Here is a 19,309-nt window from a genome sequence, read left to right as displayed (position 1 = left end):
CAGGCCGATTCGACGGAGGACAAGCCGATGGCGATGAAATATCTCGAAACGATGATGACCGAGTCGGTACGTCGCGCGCAGCAACAATACTATGGGCATGCGGCAAACATCACGGATGCTCCTGAACGTGATCTCCTGGGTGATGGGGAGGCAGAGTTTATAGTCGCCAGAGAGAGCTTCTACATGGGAACCGTGGGCGAAACCGGCTGACCCTATGTTCAGCATCGCGGAGGGCCCAAGGGATTTCTGCGCTTGCTCAATCCCTCGACCTTGGTGTTTGCGGACTATCAAGGGAACCGGCAACTCTTGAGCACAGGCAATCTGTCCATAGACGATCGTGTGTCCCTGTTTTTGATGGACTACCCGAATCGGGTCAGACTGAAAATCCTGGGCCATGCCAGAGTCGAGGATGCTCGTTCGCATCCAGACCTTGCGGCACAACTCGCAAATCCCAACATGAAAGCACGAGTCGAGCGAATTGTCTTCATCGACGTGGTGTCCTTCGACTGGAACTGCCCGAAGTACATCACACCACGGTACTCGCTCGAAGAGGTAGAGGAACTGGTTGGCCCATTGAAGGCCAGAATTGCCGAACTCGAGACCCAACTATCTAGGAAGAAATCGTGAGGGCTTCCGCCAATGAGTCACAGCATTATTTCACGCCGCAAGGCATAGAGGGAGAAATCATCATGAGCAAGCAGGTGAGCGAAACATTGCAAGAAATGTTGGGCATTTTGAAGCAGGGTCAAATGACCGAAGGTCAGAAGATCTACTTTGCGGATTCGGTCGTTACACAGGAAGGCAATCAGCCCCCCATCGTGGGCAAACAAGCCTCCATCGAAAGACTGAACAAGTTCAGAGAGACGATTGGAGTGGCGGCATTTGTCAGCTATGCCATCGGTGCCGTGGCCGTTGCGGGAAACACCAGTTTCTATGATGCAGTGCTGACCTTGAAATTGAAGAATGGGGAAACCATCAGCCTCGAACAAGCCGTCAAGACTGACTGGGAGGGCGGCAAGATCGTCAAGGAGCGTTACTACCATAGCTGATCACCGGTGATGTCGCGCGGGAGCGGATGGCCGCGGCCATTCGCTCTCACAATGATTTTTACATCGGCAGCAACAATGATCGATTACAGGGAGGAGAACATCATGAATATCGAAGGGCGGTTACATCCTTATCCGCAGACGACTCTGCGCCGACGAATCATGCCGTTTGTGTTGTTGAGTCTGATGCTGCTGACAACGGAGGTCGCTGTATCGGCGCAGACGACTGACAAAGCAAGTCCGACCCGCGTGACGTACCAGGCCGTCAAGGTTGATGGCGTGGACATGTTCTATCGAGAGGCTGGGCCGAAAGACGCTCCCGTTCTGTTGCTGCTTCACGGCTTCCCGACATCGTCGCACATGTTCCGGAATCTCATCCCTCAATTGGCCGACAAGTATCGTGTCATCGCGCCCGACTACCCTGGTTTCGGCCAGAGCGGAACTCCCGACCGATCAAAGTTCGCCTACACCTTCGAGAACTACGCGCAGGTGGTGGACAAGCTGATCCATCAACTTGGCGTGAATCGTTATGCCTTGTATGTGATGGATTATGGGGCGCCGGTTGGCTTCCGGCTGGCGGCGAAAAATCCGGAACGCGTGCTCGCGCTTATCGTGCAGAACGGCAATGCTTACGACGAAGGACTCGAAAAGTTCTGGGACCCCATCAGGGCCTATTGGGGCACAGGGGGATCAACCGAGCGTGAAGCGATCCGATGGCTGACCTCACTGGCGGCCACGAAGTGGCAGTACACGAACGGCGTGAAGGATGCCTCACTAGTCAGTCCCGACACCTGGACGATGGATCAAGCGCTGCTCGACCGTCCCGGCAACTCGGAGATCCAGCTCGACCTGTTCTACGACTATCGCACGAATATCCCGCTGTATCCCCAGTGGCAGGCCTATTTCCGTGAACACAAGCCGGCGACGCTGGTCCTATGGGGTAAGAATGACGCCATTTTTGTCGCGGCTGGTGCCTCGCCCTACCAGCGCGACATTCCAAATACACAGGTACATCTCTTCGATACCGGCCACTTTGCCTTGGAGACGCACGGCCACGAGATCGCGAAGCTGATTCGCGAGTTCCTTGGCCGCAATCTTCAGTCTGGCGGCCAAGGGTGACAGCGCTACAAATGCCCCCTTGCCGGTCTGCCGGCATGGGGGAAGGACCAACGTACGGAGGTCAACATCATGAACGGTCTCGAACAGCCTAGGCGTCCATTTCCTCCATTCGATGCCGAGTCCGCGACCCAGAAAGTACGCATGGCAGAGGATGCTTGGAATACGCGCGACCCCGAAAAAGTATCGTTGGCCTACAGGCATGACAGTGTCTGGAGAAATCGTTCAGAATTTCTGACCGGTCGGGAGGCCATTGTTCAGTTCTTAACGCGCAAGTGGAACAAGGAGCTGGACTATCGCCTCATCAAAGAACTGTGGGCGTTCCACGGTAACCGCATCGCCGTTCGATTTGCGTATGAGTGGCACGATGACTCGGCCAACTGGTTTCGGTCATACGGGAACGAGAATTGGGAATTCGACGACAATGGCCTCATGCGTCGGCGCATCGCCAGCATCAACGATCTTCCCATCGAAGAATCTGAGCGGAAGTACCACTGGCCGCTAGGCAGGCGCCCGCGCACCCATCCCTCACTCACTGAACTTGGATTATGAGGTGCACCGGTGCGGGTCTGATGCGAAGGGGCTCTTCTCGTTCGGAGAAGAGCCCCCTTCGATTTTCAGGACAAGGGATACGTTTCTTGCTGCTACCGGACGATGACTTCCACGCGGCGATTCTTAGCTCGCCCTTCCGCCGTGTTGTTGCTCGCGACAGGGTTCGTCTCCCCATGACCGGCAGCCGACAAATTGCCGCTCACTCCCCCGTCCCGCAACGCCTGCGCCGCGCTCTCGGCCCGCGCATCCGAGAGTTCTTTATTGGACGGGAACTTCTTTTTCAACGCCCCTTTGATCGCGACATTGTCGGTATACCCGGCGACATGCACCTGTTTTTCGGTGAAGTCTTTGAGAACACCGCCTACTCGCTTCAAGGCATCCGATCCGCCTGCCTTTAACTGGTCTTGCCCCGAGTCAAACAAGAGACTCGACGCCAGATTGATCGTGAGCGCATCGCCGGCTTGATTGACCGACACCGTTCCTTTCGAGATTTCAGGCCGTAGTGCCTTGAGGAGGTCCCGTTCGGCCTTTGCCAAGCTACCCTTGTTCTGATCCAGCTGTCCTTCCAGATCCGCGATCCGTTGCCTGGCCGCCGCGAGTTGCGCCTCCGATTCCGCCGCCAGCCGGTCATGGTCCTCGATGTGTTGCCTTGCGGCGGCCAGCTCAGCGGCGAGCCGATCCTTGTCTCCTTGTGACTCACTGAGGGTGTTTTGTGCCGCCGAAAGCTGACTCGAAAGGGCTGCCGTATCACCGGCTCCGGAACGAAGTGCGGCAATCTCACGATCGCGATCGGCCAGCTGTCGCTCCAACTCGCTCACACGGTCGCTCAATGCTCCGTTTTGCCTCCGCGCCGCTTCTAATTCCTCCGCCAGCCGTTGCCGCTCTCGTTCCAGCGCTGCAAGGCGGTCAGCCGTTGGGTCGGATGCCACTGCCTTCGCGGTTGAAGGGCACCCGCTTCCCAGGTGATAGCCGTACCATTTCTTGTCGATGCACACTTCCGGCTGCTTGATATATGAACCAGGGTGCTTGGCGGACGAAGAACACCCTACTAGGGCAACCAGCCCCATCAGGGCCATAGTGGTTTTGAGCGTTCGCATGATATCCCCTTCCCTCTCAGTTGCGCGGCATCGCCCCGCAACGCTCCGGTCTGGTTGTGATGCCGATCTTATTGACGATTCTTGAGTAGATCGCGGATCTCCCTCAACAATTTCTCCTCGTTGGTTGGTTCCGGCGGCGCCGGCGGCGCCGGTGGAGGAGCTTCCTTCTTGAATCGATTGACTTGCTTCACCAGCATAAAAATCACGAATGCGATGATGATAAAATCGAACACGCTTTGCAAGAAGACTCCATAGTTGAGCGTCGGAGCCCCCGCGGCTTTCGCCGCGGCGAGCGACGGCGGTGAAGTCTTGGACAGATCGATGAACAGGCTGGAAAAATCCACTTTACCCATCAGCAATCCGAGCGGCGGCATCAGCACGTCACTGACGAGTGACGACACGATTTTGCCGAACGCCCCGCCGATAATGACGCCGATCGCCATGTCGAGGACATTCCCCTTCATGGCGAACTCTTTGAATTCTTTCAGCATAGTCCCCCTCCTCTGAGAACGCGGCTCAGTCCGATACCACAAGCTATCGCTTGCGGGTGGTATCAAACGCATAGCCCAGCGTCAGCAAGTACAGATTGTCGGTATTGACGACGCCCGGCGGCGGTTGATTGAGGTAGCGCGTCGTCACTTGGAATCCGCTCGCCAGCCCCTCGAAGATTTTGAGCCGAATCCCGTTATCCATCGTGAAGAAAAAGTCCGAGAAGTTTTGCAAGGACGGGAAGATTTCGTGGTAATGATAGATCGTGAGCCGATCGTCGAACAGCGGCCAGTTCCATTTGGTCGATACGCGTCCGCGGAAACTCGATCTGTCCGCCGCAACACGAAAATCTTCGTTGAAATAGGCAGGCCCGGCTTCGACATAGAGCGTCATGTCCTTGAAGATTCCGCCGTGATCTCCCCGCTCGATCCATTGGTAGCCGGGCCCGCTCGAGATTGCCGTACGCAGTTTCAGGTCTTGGAAAAAATCGTTCTCGAAGTAGGACGATGCGAACCAGAACAGCCGTTTCGTCATGAAGAAGTCCAACTTGATGGTTCCTCGGGCATTCCGAGTGATGAGAGAGCCGTTATTGTCTCCATAGACGTAGCGGCCCAGCATGCTCAGCCGCAACTGCTCACTGCGTGCCACAAAGTCTCCGATCACACTGACGTTTTTGAGAGACGCGTTTCCCGCTGTCTGCGAATACCCCGCATTGATACTGCCTGTATACACGACCGGAGGTTGGACGACGGGGTTTACTTGCGTGACCACGTTCATCGGCACGGTCATGATGCTTCCGGTCGGACCGGCCTTCAGCTTGATCATGTCCGGATCGCTCTCTTCCACCGTCCCCATCAGAACGGAGCCGTCCTTCAAATGAAAGGGAATGGGATGCGAAACGGTCAGTTTACTGATCTCTTCCCACTTGATCTTGATAATGTCGCTCACCATGGAGTTTTTAAGATGAAGGAGGCCGCCGGTCATCTCTATCACTTCGCCATAAATCACACTGCCGTCTTTCAAGGTCACCACATCACGAACCGGTGTCGAGAGTGTCGCAGGCGATCCCTCCTCGGCAAAGGTCTGGTTCGTCATGATCAGACCAAGGAGCGCGACCGACAGCACAAATCGTCTCATGTGTTCTCCTTCGGCAAGTAGTATTGGAACCTAGGCTGTGTTTGGAGTAACGGTGCAATACGGCCGTGCCATGTACGGCTAGGTACAAGTTGGGAGAGACGACATAGACGAATACGACGGCTAGCGATCGTTCACCATGCGGACGGTAAGACTCGCCGAGGGCAGCTCGATCCCTCGCTCTTGAAATCGTTGAAGAATTAATTTGTTCAATTCTCCCTGAGTCGCGCTGTAATCCGCCACAGCCGTCCACGGCTGTATTGCAAGAGCCACCGCCAAGGACGACTCTCCAAGTGAGGCCACTCCGATTGAAGGAACGGGCTCTTTCATGACCGATGGATGCCGATCGAGAACGTCCCGGACTTGCGCAAGGGCGTCATCGAGATCCGCATTCGGTGATACGGGAATGGTCAAACGCATCTGGCGGATGGTGCCGAAGTTATGCAGAATCTCTCCGACGATTTTGCGATTGGGAATGATGACGCGGGACCGATCCGCATGCATCAGCGTCGTCGTAAAGATATCGATAACCACGACGTCCCCGTGCACGCCGAGGAGCGAGATATGTTCGCCGACCTTGTAGGGTTTGCTGAAGATGATCGATAGGCCGGCCATGACATTGCTTAAGACACCCTGCAAGGCGAGTCCGATGCCTACGCCTGCGACGCCGACTCCTGCAATGAGCGGAGCAATGGGAACACCCAGCGTCTGAAGCGCGATCATCGCGGTGAAGAGCATCACCACGATTTTGACGATGCGGACCAGGAGCAACCGGACCGGTGGCTCAAGCGTCTGCTTTTCGAGCGCCTGTTGGGCGAAATTCCCGGCCCCCCGGGATGCCATCATCCCGGCCACCAAAATACCCAGAGCGACCGCCGCTTGCAGCCCGTACTGCACGGCATATTGCGTGAGCGTGTCCACGACGTTCATAGGAACCGTCTCCTGATGAGAACTGACTCCGCGATCGGCTGCGCCATCCCCTATCGACCGAACAATCCTTTGAGCAGCTCTTTCCCTTGTTTCTCGAGGTCCTCCGGCTTGGTCGTGCCCTTGAGGAGTCCACCCACGGCTTCTTCGACCTTCTTCTTGACCTGCTCTTGCACTTTGCCGGTAAGGCCCTTCACATCCACTCCGTACGATGGGGCTTGCGCTGTTCCTGTGATCGTGAGCGGCAGGCTCAATCGGCCGTCTTTCACGGCAATTTTCACGACCGGCGATGCAGCGGCAATCTTTTGGCTCACATCCTGCGACAGGTTGAGATTTACGATCAGGTTCAGTCTTTGATCGAATCCGAATCCGATGGTACCGCCGCCGGTCGCCTGGAAATCATGGCTATCCATTAAGAGCCGTTGCACGTTGATCACCCCTTGATTGATGGCGAGATCGGTCTCGATCGTCGAAAAGGCCGTGGCCTTCGCGTCGCCAAGGGAAATGCCGGCCACCTTGAGGGCTGAGGCCACTTCTTGAAGAAGATTCACCCCTTCGATCTTCCCATCCTTCACCGCCACATGACCGGTGCCCTCCAATGCCTTCGTCAGGTCCGGCATCAAGAAGCCCCTGCCGAGCAGCGAAAGATCGGCCCCGGCCGTGCCGCTGACGGAGACGGGTGTTTCGGCGACCGCATTCAACGCCGGACCGAGCTGCAGTCCTTGAACCGTGACACCCCCTTTAAAAGGCGGTGCATCGGATCCAGCGATCATTTTGCCCTGGCCCTTGACGTGGCCGTCGAACAGCTGAAATGACAACGAACTCAACTTGGCTTCCTGCCCCCTCACCTCGGCAGCGATCTGAACATCCTTGATATCGACCGGCTTCTTCAATGGCAGCGTAACCGGAAGGTTCGCCGTATTGATCACCGGTGAAGTGATGTTGAGGTCAGCGTCGTTTCCGGCGGCATTGCCTGTAATGGTGAAGTCGGTCTTTCCCACGCCGAGTTGGAAATTGACGGCATCGATGTCCATCGTCTCTTTCAGCGGACCAAACGAACCGTCGAGTTTCACCGGCATGTTGAAGGGCTGCACCAGCGAAGCGAAATGGAGGTTGGGGGTTTGCCCCAGTCGCACGTCTCGCAGGAGCAACTCCAGGTCTTGCAGTGTGTATTCAGTGGGAGTGGCGGCCGACAGGTCGCGATAGGTCAACTTCCCGCCGTCAACCGACACGCGGTCCACGGCTAACATCGCGAGGATTTTGAGCGGTCCTTCTGTCGAGGGGATCGGAGCACGTGAAGGCTTCTCAGGCGCCGGTACACCGGTACGGCCGATGGTTGCCACATTGAGGACACCCTTCTGGTTCTTGATGACGGTGATGACCGGCTGGTGAAGCGTGATCTCCTCAACCTCCACCTTGCCGCTCAACAGGGGCATGAGTTTCACACCCACATCCAAGGACGCAAGCGACGCAAATGGACCGGAACTAAAAGCCGGATCATCCAACACTGCGAACCCCGCCACACGGGCGCCGATTCTCGGCCAGACGGTTAACCGAATGTCTTGCAGCTGAACTTTGCGATTCAACGCGTCTTCGATATGCGGCTTGTACTGGTCCTGATACTTATTGAGGTCGATCAGGAACGGCAGGGAGAGCAGAATCCCAACGATCAAGACGACTACGGCGAGCAGACCTATCAGAATTTTCATCTCGATCGTCCTCCAGGTGAAACGTAAGTATATAAATGGAGGCTGGATGAGTCAAACCAGCAACGCCGTGAACTGGGCCGCGGCTAGATTATCTTCACCAAGTTATGACACCGAAATTACTGATGGAAATGTTTGCGGAAGAACTCCGCGATGGCTGATTTGTTGGTTTGTCCCTGAGCCGCCTTCAAGACGAGTAATTCGAAGGCAGATTCATCTGCGTCTAACGTAGCTCCGTTGAGCTTCAAGAACACGAACGCGGCCATGGCTCCCGTTCGCTTGTTACCATTGATGAATGGATGATTCTGAACGATGTGGTACAGATAAGCAGCGGCCATTTCACAGGGGTCGGCATGCAGATATTGGTTCCGAAACCCGCCTCCAGCATTCCGATCGCAGACCGCAGCAGCTCAACATCCCGAACGCCCAGGCTTCCTCCATATCGTTCAATCTGGTCGGCATGGATATCGATGACGTCCTCCACTGAGAGAAATCGCGGCTCAGCCATGAGCTATGCTAGCCGTTTCAACATCTTTCCGTACCGTCGATTTCCCTCGCTCAGCGCTGCACGGAACTTCTTTTGGCGAACAGTGTCCTGCGCGGGCGCTACGATGAGGCACTTCCCATCTGTTTTAATGTTGAGCGGCGTCTCCTCGTCGATGTCCAACAGATCGAGCACGCCTCGATCAATGACAAGAGCCAGACTGTTGCCGTGCTTGGTCAATTTCTTAATCATCTCCGTCTCCCCGTTGGTGATACAATGTAGATCCATCGTATCACTCTATCTGGGCTTGGTAAAGCGTGAATTCATAGTAAGTGCCGTGAAAGAGAAGGAGATCCCGGCGCGCAGGCAGGTGTCGGGAGAGTCGTCATTTGGCATGCCATTTGACGACAGCGTCGTCGCTTGTTACCGGGCCGTGGACTGTGGGATTTGAGGGTCGCGAATGCTTTGGGAAGATCGGGGTAAAGAATGCGCGGACGAATTACCCTACGATGCCACGCTCATCGGAAAGCACACATCATCGATTTGGCTTCTCTGATCGCCAATAGGTGTGAAGTGGAATGCATGAAGCACCGAGTTATAGACTCGCCCGGCTCTGCACTGTAAACTACCTAAGTTATTGCTACGCTCTAGATGCGAAAGTGAGATTCACTTTGGTCGAAAAGAATCTTGAAGATGCCCTCGCTGCCAAACTCGAAAGAGCTTTACTTGATCGCAGCTTATTGCGAGATATTCGCATTATTTCGGGAACCAGTGACGCCAGTTGTCTCTACGATCTTGTGAGTGAACGAGACTATAAGATCTTTCAGGATAGAAGCGACTGGAATCCCGTTCCCACATTAATGATCGATGTAGCCGGTGGGATGGTTCCGGATCTGGTGCTGCGGTCCATCGCCTCTAATGAAAATCGAATATACATCGAGGTGAAATACACTGAGGATCTTAACTATGACAGGCCGCTATCGCAGATCGTTCGATACTTTCTTCATCTTCTCTGTACAACAAGACAGTCTCCTTTGCCCAAGAAACAGGATATCCGTCGGGCGGTTTTACTCGCTGCACCTTCAGCGTGGTTCGAGAATAAAACCCACGCGAACAAGTGGTATTACTTCTTGGATAGATATGCAGATCTAGCAAAACTTCCGGAGGTCGATATCACTCTCGGCGAGTTGAGGCTCGATACGACATGCTTAGACACACCAGTATAGCTCCTACCTCAGCTTTCCGTGACAAAGTGCCTCCGCTATTCTTACCATTTCATGGTTTTACGAAATCGTAGGAATGACGTGCCCTCCTAGAAATCTCATCCCGAAGCGGCAGCACCTCCGTCTTCTGGGATAAAGATACGCAGCATGACAATCCGTTTGTCCGTTAACACACATAGCGATGCTGTTCGTAGAAGCAGGCGCCTGAAAGGGCTTGCACGGATGCAAGCCCTTCGATTGGCAGTTTCGTCATCCCGAAATCAATGCATCCCAACGTTTCTTCCTGTTGGCCAGGTTGCCGGACCGCACTTGGCATGCCAGGACGTCGCAGATGACGCGCGTGGACATGAGGCTGGTGATTTCCGCCGTGTCGTAGTGCGGCGAGCACTCGACGATTTCCTTCCCCGCCAGCGTTTCGTCTCTGGCGTCTCTAGCGTGCTGCCGGTTCGATGCGCCTCGCATGTCACCGCAAACGACCGCGCTCTACCATCTCCTGCGCACTTGAGTCCGACTCTCTAGAGGCTTATCGTAGGGAGCGGTATCAAAAGGGATCCCGTGGCCAACATCGCGGACATCGCCACACCAGCCGATCAGGACCATATCCAGCGTCTACTGGACGTCGTGCGCAAGCTGGTGATGGAAGTCCATCCCGGCAGCACCGCTGCACATGCGGTCAGCTTGGACAGCATTCTCGACCGGGAGTTGGGACTCGACAGTTTGTCGCGCGTCGAATTGTTTGCCCGTGTGGAACGGGAGTTCCACATCGATCTTCCCGAGTCGTTGCTCGCCGAGGCACAGACCCCTGGCGATTTTCTGAGCATGATTCTCAAGGGCGCGGGCACCAGGGCCGCGCCGGCTGTTGAACCCAGCCTCCGCCAAGCCCTGGAAGCCGGCGCTGCGATTCCTGCGGGGATACAGACCCTCCCCGACGCGCTCGCCTGGCAAGCCGCCCATCACGGAGATCGCATCCATATCCACTTGCATGCGGAAAGCGAGACGATCGAGCCGATTTCCTACCGAACATTGTATAGAGATGCCCGGGCTCTTGCGGTAGGCCTGCGCCGCTCAGGTTTCAAACCTGGTCATACCGCAGCGCTGATGCTCCCGACCGGCCGAGAGTTTTTCTGCGCCTTTGCCGGAATCCAACTGGCCGGCGGCATTCCTGTGCCGATCTATCCACCGACGAGGCTAAACCAGCTCAGCGACCACTTGCTCCGGCAGCAGGGTATCCTGACTAATGCCGAAGTGGTGGCCTTGATCACCATCCCCGATGCGAAGCGCGTGGCACATGTGCTCCAGGCGAAGGTGCCTTCCATTCAACGCGTGGCCACGACCTTGGATCTGCATGGCGATCCCGACACCTTCTCCAGCCCGTACGTCGCGACGCAAGACACGGCGTTTCTCCAATACACCTCGGGCAGCACGGGGAATCCCAAAGGCGTGGTGCTGACCCATGCCAATCTGCTGGCCAACATCCGGGCGATGAGCTCCGCGCTTCACGTGACGCCCGACGACGTCTTCGTGAGTTGGCTGCCGCTGTATCACGACATGGGACTGATCGGGGCCTGGCTGGGGGCGCTGTGCTGCGGGTACACGTTGGCGATCATGTCGCCCTTGAGATTCCTCAGCAAACCGTCGCGCTGGCTGAAGGCCATCCACCGCCATGGCGGCACGCTGTCGGCCGCTCCAAACTTCGCCTACGAATTGTGCGCCACACGGATCAGCGACCAGGAGATCGAAGGGCTGGATCTGAGTTCGTGGCGCGTGGCCCTCAACGGAGCCGAGCCGGTCAGTCCGGAGACAATCGAGCGATTCACCTCTCGATTCTCGCGCTATGGCTTCCGCAAGGACGCAATGTTTCCGGCGTATGGCCTGGCCGAATCCACGGTCGGATTGACGTTTCCGCCGCCCAGCCGAGAGCCGGTGATCGACCGTATCAAGCCTGACCCCTTCCGCTCGGAAGGGCTGGCCGTTCCCGCCTCGACCGACGAGCACGACGTCTTGCGTTATGTGTCTTGCGGATTTCCTCTTCCGGGTCACCGGATCCGCATTGTGGACGAAGAGGGGAAGGCGCTGCCGGATCGCAGGCAAGGGCATCTTCAGTTTACAGGCCCCTCCGCAACGGCAGGCTATCACCGCAATCCTGAAGAGACGGCACAGATCAGGAAGGGAGAGTGGCTGGATTCCTTCGATCTGGCCTATGTCGCGAACGGAGAGGTGTTTATTACGGGTCGTGCCAAGGATCTCATCATCCGCGGCGGCCGCAATCTGTACCCATACGATTTGGAGTTAGCGGTCGGCAATCTACCCGGTATGCGCTGCGGCTGTGTGGCGGTGTTCGGCAGCCGTGAGACGCACGGCGTCGGAGAGCGTTTGATCGTGGTCGCGGAAACCAAGGAGCGTGATCCTGCGATACGCGACCGACTGAGAGACCAGATCACGGCGTTGGCGACCGAAGTGGTGGGCTCACCGCCGGATGACATCGTGCTGGCGTCGCCCCATGAGGTGCTGAAAACTTCCAGTGGAAAGATCCGCCGCGCCGCCATGCGCGACCGATATGAACGGGGCGTCATCGGGATCGAGCCGCGCAGCGGTTGGGGGCAGCTGGCGCAGTTCCGAGGCCCTGGTCTCGGCATCCGAACGCGGCACACGTTGCGTTCGTTCGCCAGATGGTTGTTCGGCCTCTACGCGGTCGGTGTCTTTGCGATCTGGGGCACGATCACCTGGCTGCTCGTGGCGGCGCTGCCGGCGGGACGAGCGGCGCACGGAGTGGCACAAGCGGCGGCGAGAGCGCTGTTTCGCGCCTGCGGTCTCCGCCCGCGCGTCGACGGTTTGGAGTACATGAGACCGGACTCGCCCCAGATTCTGGTGTCCAATCACGCCAGCTACCTTGACGGCCTGCTTCTGTTCGCGTGGTTGCCCGGCCGCCCACGATTCATCGTCAAGGGCGAACTCACGCGAGTGTGGGTCTTGCGCACGTTTCTCGAGAAAATCGGCGCGGAATTCGTCGAACGCTTCGCATTCGAAAAGAGCGTCGAGGACGCCGAACGGCTCGCGCGTCTGCTACGGACAGGAGAAAGCCTCGTGTTCTTTCCGGAAGGGACGTTTCGCCGTCCTCCCGGTCTCTTGCCGTTTCGGTTAGGCGCCTTCTCCATCGCAGTTCGTAACCAAACACCTCTCCTCCCGCTGGTCCTCCGTGGCACTCGCTCAGTACTGCCGGACCGCAACTGGCTGCCACGGTACGGCCGGCTTTCGATCACAATCTGTCCGCCGCTTGAGCCCGGGGGCCGAGATTTCCAGGCGGCGCTGGCCCTCCGCCGTGCGGCACGCGCCAACATGCTGCGGTTCATGGATGAGCCGGATATCCTTGACTCGACGGAAACGTCCCTCACTCGTCAGATTTGAAACGCATCTGAGTCGCCACCTGGATCTCTGGCCGAGCTGAAATCTCCACGGCATGACAAGCTGGTTATTCAATCACTATCTCAACAAAAGCTATTCACCGAGAAACGCTAAAGGGGCTTGCAGATAGGCACGACCCCACGTAGCTGTTTCGTCATCTCACGATCAGTGCTGCTCACCGTTTCTTCCGGTTGGCCAGGTTGCCGGATCGTACCTGGCAGGCCAAGACGTCGCAGATGACCCGCGTGGCCATGAGACTGGTGATCTCCGCCGCGTCGTAGGGCGGCGAACATTCGACGATTTCCATGCCTGCCAGCGGTTTCGTATCGGCGATGATCTGGAGAAACTTCAGCACTTCGCGTGGCAGAAATCCGCCCGGTTCCGGCCATCCGGTGCCCGGCACGAAGGCGGCGTCCAAGCAGTCCACATCAAAGCTCAACCACACCGCATCCACCCCATCAAACGCCACTTCGAGCGCCTGCTTCGCGGCATTCTCGATGCCCATTTCCACGCAGTCGGTCACGGTCATGATCGTGGTTTGACGTTCACGGCCGGACTTCACCCCAGGTCGGGGCGCTTGCCAACCGCCGATGCCGATCTGCACGAGATTTTTCGCCGGTACGTTGGGGATATTCGTCGCGTGAAACCAGGGCGTGGTGTGCATGCGTTCATCGAGATCGGTCTCCTGCGTGTCCACATGCCGGTCGAAGTGAATGATGCCAAGCTTCTTACCGTTCATATTTTGGGCCACGCCCCGCACGGTGGCAAATCCTAGGGAATGGTCCCCGCCCAGTACCACGGGGAAGGCCCCGTTCGCGTAGACATGGCCGACCCCTTTGCTGACTTGGTCGAAGGTCTTCTCGATGTTGCCGGGAATCGTAAATACATCGCCCAGATCGCAGATGGACACGGATTCCCGGAGATCCACGCCAAGCTCGAAACTGTAGGTCCCATAGAGCGCTGAGATCTTGCGGATGCCTTGGGGGCCGAACCGGGTGCCCGCTCGATAGGTGGTCCCACCGTCGAAGGGCGCCCCGAGGATGGCGACGTCGTACTCGCCGCACTTGCGGACGTCCTCGACATAGGGCGCTTTGATAAAGGTGTTGATGCCGGCGAAGTGCGGCAGTTCTCCCCGGCTGAACGTGGGAATGCGACGATCCTTGATGGAGTCGGCCCCAGGCAGACCCAATTCAAGCCCGCGGGCGATTTCTTCTTCATATTTCGTGGTCGGCAGGAGCGCTTCAGCTTCGACCGCATATTTCGCTTCCGGCCCATATTTGTCATGCAAGGGAACCTTACCTTGGTACGTTCTCTTTTTCGCCATGATGGCTCCTTTCTAATCGATGAATGGATTCCTGACTCCTGTGACACCCTTCTTGCGGTACGAGACTACCGAACGGCCTGGCGTTCATTCTCGAGTTGGGGCGGACTCTCCCGGACTCAATGAGACGTCGCTCCTTGTCGAGCTCACGACCAGGAGATAGAGCGTGGTGATCCCGAGGATGCTTCCGAGAACCAGTGGCACGGCCCAGAGTTGCCACCAGGGGGCATTGGGCGAGGTGGCATAGGGACGTGGCCACGCGATATTGATGAATTCGAACACCGACCATAGAAACGCCGCCGTATTGATCAGTAATCCCAAGGCCCCCAGCTTTAGTTGTCCTAACGAGGGATCCCACCGACCGGTGAGACGCGTATAGAGTCCGACCCCCGTGGTCATCGCAAACATGGCGTACAGCCCGCCCGTGCCGAACGCCAGGACCGTGGCGACCGCTTCATCGTTGAGCCCGAAGAGTAGGCCAAGCGTCGCCAGCAGCACCGTGAAGAGTACGGCGTTCCGTGGCGCGCCGGCCGCGGTGACCCGACTGAGGACGGTCGGCATACTGCCTTCGCGGGCCATGGAAAACACGATACGGGAGGTGTACTGGACCATGGATGATCCGCACGCCAGGAATGCGACCATGACGATGGCCAAAAACGGCGTTTCCGCCCAAGCTCCCAAGTTTTGGACGATCACCGGCGTGACCGGGTCGGACGCGGCGCTTGTCTGTTGCAACGTATCGCGGTTAAAGCTCAGAGTCAGCGCCGCGGAGTTGAAGAGCACCACGCTCCCCACCATGCAGAGAGAGAAAAAAATCGCACGGGGCACCATCCGTTTGGGATCGTGCGTTTCTTCGGCGATGGTGGAGCAGGCGTCGAAGCCGATGAACGCCCATCCGGAAATCGCGAGCGCGGCTAAAAAGGCGGCAGTCTGGCTGGGGGCGGTTCCGGTCCCCAGATGGGCGAACAGTTCGGAGAATCCGTGCTGCCGGAAAAAGAAGAACAGCAGCAGCGCGACTCCGAACGAGCCGACGATTTCCGCATAGACTCCCAGAGAGATGAGAAATTTGAAGACCGAGACGTGAATAAGATTGAGAACGGTGCAGACCAGCATGAATACCGCGCCCCAGATCACGAGGGCGACTCCAGTCTCACTTGCAGATCCGAAAAAAATCGCCAACCAGACCCCTCCCGTGTAGGCGGTCGTGGTGAGCATCGCGATCGTGGAACTGACGTAGATGGCGCCGGCATACGTGCCGGTGGTGGCGCCTCCGAGCTGCCTGGCCCATTTGTACGCGCCCCCCGCGATCGGAATCTGCGAAGAGAGCTCCGCATACACGGTTGCCACCAGCAACTGCATCACCAAACAAAGCGCCAGCGCCGCGAACCAACCGCCGCCCGTGACCACCGTCTGTACGCCGATGATGGCGTAGAGCCCCGCCACCGGTGAAACCGTGGCGAACCCGATGGTCAAGCTGTTCCAGAGACTGAGGCTGCGGCGGAGTGTCCCGGTAGTATTCGTAGAGCTGACGGAAAGAACCGTATCCCGACCTTCTTGATTCAACATGCCAGACCTCTCTGACTCGGCAGGAGGTCCGGTTGATCCGGTACGGGAAGAACCGTGGGATGGAGATGCATAACGAAACCTCCTGCCGGAAGGTTGAGTTCCCAAGAGGCCATGTACCTGCGTACATGATCTCCCGGGTTTTTATCCCTCCGTGGAGCCTCGTTATGCGAGGCCGAAAACTCTTGGACCAGTCGCTCCTTCTTGCAGGAAGGAAGCCGGAACCCTAGTTTTCCTCTTGGAACGATTTGTACAAGCATCCTATTGGCTTACCATACCGAAGTCAAGTCGCGACGAACCCGCTTTCAACATTGCTAGTTGAGCCGGCTCCCCAAGGCACATCGCTTCAGACCCCTTTCAAGTTCACGTCATCGTGCTCATAGGACACTCCGCGGCGATGTGCTGTGCCGGGGGCGATTGACGAATCCTCGTGGAGAACGCCTATTCCCTTGCGGGGAGACTCGAGCACATTCGGCGCCCCGCCATCTTTCCTGTCTCGTCCCCATGGAATAATTATGCTAGGATTCCAACCTCGTTTTGCCACTTGATTACGTCCGCATGGCTTCAACCTGAATCATGACGTCCCCGATTGCCTCACCCGCTTCCGACTATCGCTTTTTGCTGCTCATCCTGCCCGCGCTGATCATTCTGTTACTCGCCGCCGGTCTGTTCGAGTTCAGTTCCAATATCACGGTCGACAATTTTCACAATCTCACGAGCCGGCTGATGCACCGAGCGTCAGAAGCATCGAAGGAATCCTTCGATCCCACTCACTTTCTCGTGGAGGTCAAATCCCGGTACATCTGGCTCACCACCGTCGTGGTGGCGCTGGTGGCCGGACTCTATGCCGTCATCGTGTGCGGGATGATCATTTATCAATCTCATCCGCGAGCGCGACTCATGGTCGTCACGGCAGTGGGGATCGTGTTTGCTTCCATCGGACTGACTTTTATCTGGGCTCTCGATGAAACCCATGCGCTCTATCGAGCCGTCTTCAGCTTCAGCTACGATAATCTGCGCCAGGCCGGACCGCAGCGGATCAGCCCGGACCTCTTGCGCTATGCCATGATTGTCGTGTCCATCGTGAATGTGCAGGCGATGGTGGTGCCGGTGGTGGCGCTGCTGGCTGCTTGCAGCACGCTGGCCCCGCCACCGACGGGGAGGCGGCCGGATCCCGAGTTTTATGCGATGCAGTTGACGCGATTAAAGGAAGTGCTGGCTGCAGCCTCGGCGATTCTGGTTTCGGGGGTCTTGCATATGGGGGCCTGGCTGCGATGGCCTGCCGCGCTGATTGCCGATCCGGCTGCACATGAATCCGTGCTCGGAGCCGCCCTGGCCATTACGCTCTTTTGGGGCGTGACCTTTACGCTGATGCTCGTCTCCACCTACCTGCCGGCGGCCCTCATCCTGGCGAAGCGAGCTCAGGCTCTGTTGTGCGGAAATTCTTCCCAGCCGGTCGTGGCCAAGCCGGAAGAATGGCTCAAGGAACACGGGCTCTTCCTGTCGCTACAAGACCATTTTCCTCAATTCGGACTCATGCTTGCTCCCCTTCTCGCCAGTCCCCTGAGTTCCCTGTTGCTCGCTCCGCTGACTCCGACGGGCTAATGACCGCTGGCCATCAATAGAGGGCGACTCGGCGCTATTCGTCTCTTCCGTGTACCTCAGCCGGAGGAGCGGTCGCTTCCACAGCGGTGAATGGTTCGACGATCGTGAAGGAATGGCGACTTCCTTTCGGCACGACCCACGAATCGCCCGGTTCCAGCAAGACCGTCTGGCCTTCGATATCGAGTTCGGCGCGTCCTTTGATGGCATAGCCGACGGTCTCGTAGTCCCGCGCCCGCGGCTCCTTCGGACTTCCCGGTTGCAGCTCCTCCCAGAGTCGCATGGAGACGGCTTTCCCGGAGGCCAGATACTTTTGCCCCATTTTTCCGTTCGGGGAATGATGGGAATCGATTTTTTTGACCGTGCTATCAGACATGACACCTCCGATGATGACCAGTAGATCCGGACGAGTTCGCTGGTTCCGCCATGATCGTCATTGGCTGTTCACGATCTCCTGTTTGCCGATCCCACACCGAGCAGCAGTGCGGTCCCGACTATGGCAGCTAGGCCGATGCGGGTCATGATGGTCGCGGACGGTACGGCATATCGCCTGCGCCAGCCTCCGCTTGCCGTCGTCCCCTTAGGAAGAGGATGCATCAATGCGCCCTCAGAGGGATGGGCCGGCCCTGTGCGGCGTAGCAACAGTCGCATCGCAGTCGCTACCACCCACTCGGTCGGGCGACGCGCGACGGTATAGGCGATCTGGGCGGCGCGTGCGGGCCACCCGACTGCCACTTCATCCTGCGGGTTGACGGCAAGACCGACGATCACGTCCGCCACCTCCTCCGGGGCATAGATGAATGGTCCCGTGCCGATGCGGTGACCGGAGAAATTGGCTCCATGGTCGAAGCCCGGTGTATCGATCATGGAAGGGAAGACGCTGCAGACGTGAATATCGGGCCATTCCATCAGTTCTTGGCGCAGGCTCGCGGTAAATCCGCGCAGTCCGAACTTACTCGCGGTATAGGCCGCCGTGTACGGTGTTGGACACCAGGCACCGATTGAGATGTTGTTGATCAGAGTCCCGTATCCCTGACGCATGAACAGCGGCAACACTGCATAGGCTCCGTGCATGGCTCCCAAGAGATCGACCTCGATGGTTCTCCGATGAAACGCGAATGGGACCTCGGTGTAGGGACCGAACACCCCGGTTCCTGCATTATTGACCCATACATCGATGCCGCCGAAGGCATGCTCTGCCCTCCGAGCCAAATCGTGAACGGCTTCTGAATCGATCACATCCGTCGGCACGGCAATGGCTTTGCCTCCGGCTTGGGCACACCGTTCGGCCACCTCTTTCAACACATCTTCTCTCCGGGCGGACAAGGCCAGACGGCACCCGCAATGGGCGAAGGCAAGCGCCGTCGCCCGGCCGATTCCGCTCGATGCTCCGGTAATGACGACTGTGCGCCCGCGCAATCTCATCATGAATCTTCCCGATCCGATGAGCCATTAGTTAGACCATACTTTTCTTGTGCGGACTACCAGCGAGTTCCCTGGCTTTCACGGCGGTGTGAGCTCGACATGGAGCGTGAACGCGAGAGGAACCATGCATAGAGGAAGAACAGCACCACAAAATTCGGAACGAGGATCCGGCGGAAGGCGTCTGCAACATCAAGAATCTGATTGAGCCTTTTCAGCAACCGG

At 57.5% G+C, this 19,309-nt stretch carries 16 protein-coding genes and 3 pseudogenes; 7 read left to right on the top strand and 12 right to left on the bottom strand.

Annotated features, from left to right (window positions below; all coding sequences use genetic code 11):
• Positions 1-27: 27 nt before the first annotated feature.
• The 4 genes and pseudogenes from A4E19_02895 to A4E19_02880 all read left to right on the top strand — a co-directional run bounded on the left by A4E19_02895 (position 28) and on the right by A4E19_02880 (position 2,714).
• Positions 28-627 (top strand): annotated as a pseudogene (locus tag A4E19_02895) (pyridoxamine 5'-phosphate oxidase).
• Positions 624-1,049, top strand: coding sequence for a hypothetical protein (locus tag A4E19_02890; protein ID OQW33807.1), 426 nt, complete (start codon positions 624-626; stop codon positions 1,047-1,049). The pseudogene A4E19_02895 and the gene A4E19_02890 overlap by 4 nt, the downstream one beginning before the upstream one ends.
• Before the next feature lie 159 nt (positions 1,050-1,208).
• A complete protein-coding gene (locus tag A4E19_02885; GenBank protein OQW33814.1) occupies positions 1,209-2,165 on the top strand; it encodes an alpha/beta hydrolase in 957 nt (318 codons plus the stop codon).
• Positions 2,166-2,234: 69 nt separating this feature from the next.
• Positions 2,235-2,714 carry a hypothetical protein gene (locus A4E19_02880; GenBank protein OQW33806.1) on the top strand — a complete coding sequence of 160 codons (480 nt, stop codon included), beginning with the start codon at positions 2,235-2,237 and terminating at the stop codon, positions 2,712-2,714.
• Between the two features lie 92 nt (positions 2,715-2,806).
• Here the strand turns inward: A4E19_02880 and A4E19_02875 are convergent, their stop codons facing one another.
• The 7 genes and pseudogenes from A4E19_02875 to A4E19_02845 form a co-directional block, all read right to left on the bottom strand.
• A complete protein-coding gene (locus tag A4E19_02875; protein ID OQW33805.1) occupies positions 2,807-3,811 on the bottom strand; it encodes a hypothetical protein in 1,005 nt (334 codons plus the stop codon).
• Between the two features lie 68 nt (positions 3,812-3,879).
• Positions 3,880-4,302, bottom strand: a complete 423-nt coding sequence (locus tag A4E19_02870) for a mechanosensitive ion channel protein MscL (GenBank protein OQW33804.1) — start codon at positions 4,300-4,302, stop codon at positions 3,880-3,882.
• A 43-nt stretch (positions 4,303-4,345) separates the two neighbouring features.
• Positions 4,346-5,437, bottom strand: a complete 1,092-nt coding sequence (locus A4E19_02865; GenBank protein ID OQW33803.1) for a hypothetical protein — start codon at positions 5,435-5,437, stop codon at positions 4,346-4,348.
• Between the two features lie 120 nt (positions 5,438-5,557).
• On the bottom strand, positions 5,558-6,364 hold the full coding sequence (locus A4E19_02860) for a mechanosensitive ion channel protein MscS (protein OQW33802.1): 807 nt from the start codon (positions 6,362-6,364) through the stop codon (positions 5,558-5,560).
• Positions 6,365-6,414: 50 nt separating this feature from the next.
• Positions 6,415-8,070: a hypothetical protein gene (locus A4E19_02855; GenBank protein ID OQW33801.1), complete on the bottom strand. Its 1,656-nt coding sequence runs from the start codon at positions 8,068-8,070 to the stop codon at positions 6,415-6,417.
• 116 nt (positions 8,071-8,186) lie between these two features.
• Positions 8,187-8,533 (bottom strand): annotated as a pseudogene (locus tag A4E19_02850) (hypothetical protein).
• A gap of 45 nt (positions 8,534-8,578) precedes the next feature.
• Complete coding sequence (locus tag A4E19_02845; protein OQW33813.1) at positions 8,579-8,803, bottom strand: AbrB family transcriptional regulator; 225 nt, start codon at positions 8,801-8,803, stop codon at positions 8,579-8,581.
• Positions 8,804-9,222: 419 nt separating this feature from the next.
• On the opposite strand from A4E19_02845, the gene A4E19_02840 reads away from it, so the two are divergent.
• Positions 9,223-9,777, top strand: a complete 555-nt coding sequence (locus A4E19_02840) for a hypothetical protein (protein OQW33800.1) — start codon at positions 9,223-9,225, stop codon at positions 9,775-9,777.
• Positions 9,778-10,023: 246 nt separating this feature from the next.
• Here the strand turns inward: A4E19_02840 and A4E19_02835 are convergent, their stop codons facing one another.
• Positions 10,024-10,236, bottom strand: coding sequence for a hypothetical protein (locus A4E19_02835; protein ID OQW33799.1), 213 nt, complete (start codon positions 10,234-10,236; stop codon positions 10,024-10,026).
• A 102-nt stretch (positions 10,237-10,338) separates the two neighbouring features.
• Between A4E19_02835 and A4E19_02830 the strand changes: the two genes are divergently transcribed.
• Positions 10,339-13,179: a hypothetical protein gene (locus A4E19_02830; GenBank protein ID OQW33812.1), complete on the top strand. Its 2,841-nt coding sequence runs from the start codon at positions 10,339-10,341 to the stop codon at positions 13,177-13,179.
• Between the two features lie 172 nt (positions 13,180-13,351).
• On the opposite strand, the gene A4E19_02825 is transcribed toward A4E19_02830, so the two are convergent.
• Both A4E19_02825 and A4E19_02820 read right to left on the bottom strand, forming a co-directional pair.
• Positions 13,352-14,500: an agmatinase gene (locus A4E19_02825; protein ID OQW33798.1), complete on the bottom strand. Its 1,149-nt coding sequence runs from the start codon at positions 14,498-14,500 to the stop codon at positions 13,352-13,354.
• 147 nt (positions 14,501-14,647) lie between these two features.
• Positions 14,648-16,060 (bottom strand): annotated as a pseudogene (locus tag A4E19_02820) (amino acid permease).
• 576 nt (positions 16,061-16,636) lie between these two features.
• Here A4E19_02820 and A4E19_02815 point away from each other — a divergent pair.
• On the top strand, positions 16,637-17,665 hold the full coding sequence (locus A4E19_02815) for a hypothetical protein (protein OQW33797.1): 1,029 nt from the start codon (positions 16,637-16,639) through the stop codon (positions 17,663-17,665).
• Between the two features lie 34 nt (positions 17,666-17,699).
• On the opposite strand, the gene A4E19_02810 is transcribed toward A4E19_02815, so the two are convergent.
• Together A4E19_02810 and A4E19_02805 are read right to left on the bottom strand one after the other, a co-directional pair.
• Positions 17,700-18,038: a cupin gene (locus tag A4E19_02810; GenBank protein OQW33796.1), complete on the bottom strand. Its 339-nt coding sequence runs from the start codon at positions 18,036-18,038 to the stop codon at positions 17,700-17,702.
• 68 nt (positions 18,039-18,106) lie between these two features.
• Positions 18,107-19,090 carry a short-chain dehydrogenase gene (locus A4E19_02805; GenBank protein OQW33795.1) on the bottom strand — a complete coding sequence of 328 codons (984 nt, stop codon included), beginning with the start codon at positions 19,088-19,090 and terminating at the stop codon, positions 18,107-18,109.
• Positions 19,091-19,309: the final 219 nt, after the last annotated feature.

Source organism: Nitrospira sp. SG-bin1 (assembly GCA_002083365.1).
Classification (GTDB): Bacteria; Nitrospirota; Nitrospiria; order Nitrospirales; family Nitrospiraceae; genus Nitrospira_D.
Note: the sequence above shows the minus strand (reverse complement) of the source record. Positions and strands in the feature narration are given on the sequence as shown.

What these genes read in the sequence shown, in the direction of transcription:
- A4E19_02885 (OQW33814.1), top strand. Translation starts at nt 1,209, where the DNA reads ATGCCGTTTGTGTTGTTGAGTCTGATGCTGCTGACAACGGAGGTCGCT.
- A4E19_02865 (OQW33803.1), bottom strand. Translation starts at nt 5,437, where the DNA reads ATGAGACGATTTGTGCTGTCGGTCGCGCTCCTTGGTCTGATCATGACG.
- A4E19_02845 (OQW33813.1), bottom strand. Translation starts at nt 8,803, where the DNA reads ATGATTAAGAAATTGACCAAGCACGGCAACAGTCTGGCTCTTGTCATT.
- A4E19_02835 (OQW33799.1), bottom strand. Translation starts at nt 10,236, where the DNA reads ATGCGAGGCGCATCGAACCGGCAGCACGCTAGAGACGCCAGAGACGAA.
- A4E19_02805 (OQW33795.1), bottom strand. Translation starts at nt 19,090, where the DNA reads ATGATGAGATTGCGCGGGCGCACAGTCGTCATTACCGGAGCATCGAGC.
- A4E19_02860 (OQW33802.1), bottom strand. Translation starts at nt 6,364, where the DNA reads ATGAACGTCGTGGACACGCTCACGCAATATGCCGTGCAGTACGGGCTG.
- A4E19_02875 (OQW33805.1), bottom strand. Translation starts at nt 3,811, where the DNA reads ATGCGAACGCTCAAAACCACTATGGCCCTGATGGGGCTGGTTGCCCTA.
- A4E19_02880 (OQW33806.1), top strand. Translation starts at nt 2,235, where the DNA reads ATGAACGGTCTCGAACAGCCTAGGCGTCCATTTCCTCCATTCGATGCC.
- A4E19_02870 (OQW33804.1), bottom strand. Translation starts at nt 4,302, where the DNA reads ATGCTGAAAGAATTCAAAGAGTTCGCCATGAAGGGGAATGTCCTCGAC.
- A4E19_02815 (OQW33797.1), top strand. Translation starts at nt 16,637, where the DNA reads ATGACGTCCCCGATTGCCTCACCCGCTTCCGACTATCGCTTTTTGCTG.
- A4E19_02810 (OQW33796.1), bottom strand. Translation starts at nt 18,038, where the DNA reads ATGTCTGATAGCACGGTCAAAAAAATCGATTCCCATCATTCCCCGAAC.
- A4E19_02855 (OQW33801.1), bottom strand. Translation starts at nt 8,070, where the DNA reads ATGAAAATTCTGATAGGTCTGCTCGCCGTAGTCGTCTTGATCGTTGGG.
- A4E19_02825 (OQW33798.1), bottom strand. Translation starts at nt 14,500, where the DNA reads ATGGCGAAAAAGAGAACGTACCAAGGTAAGGTTCCCTTGCATGACAAA.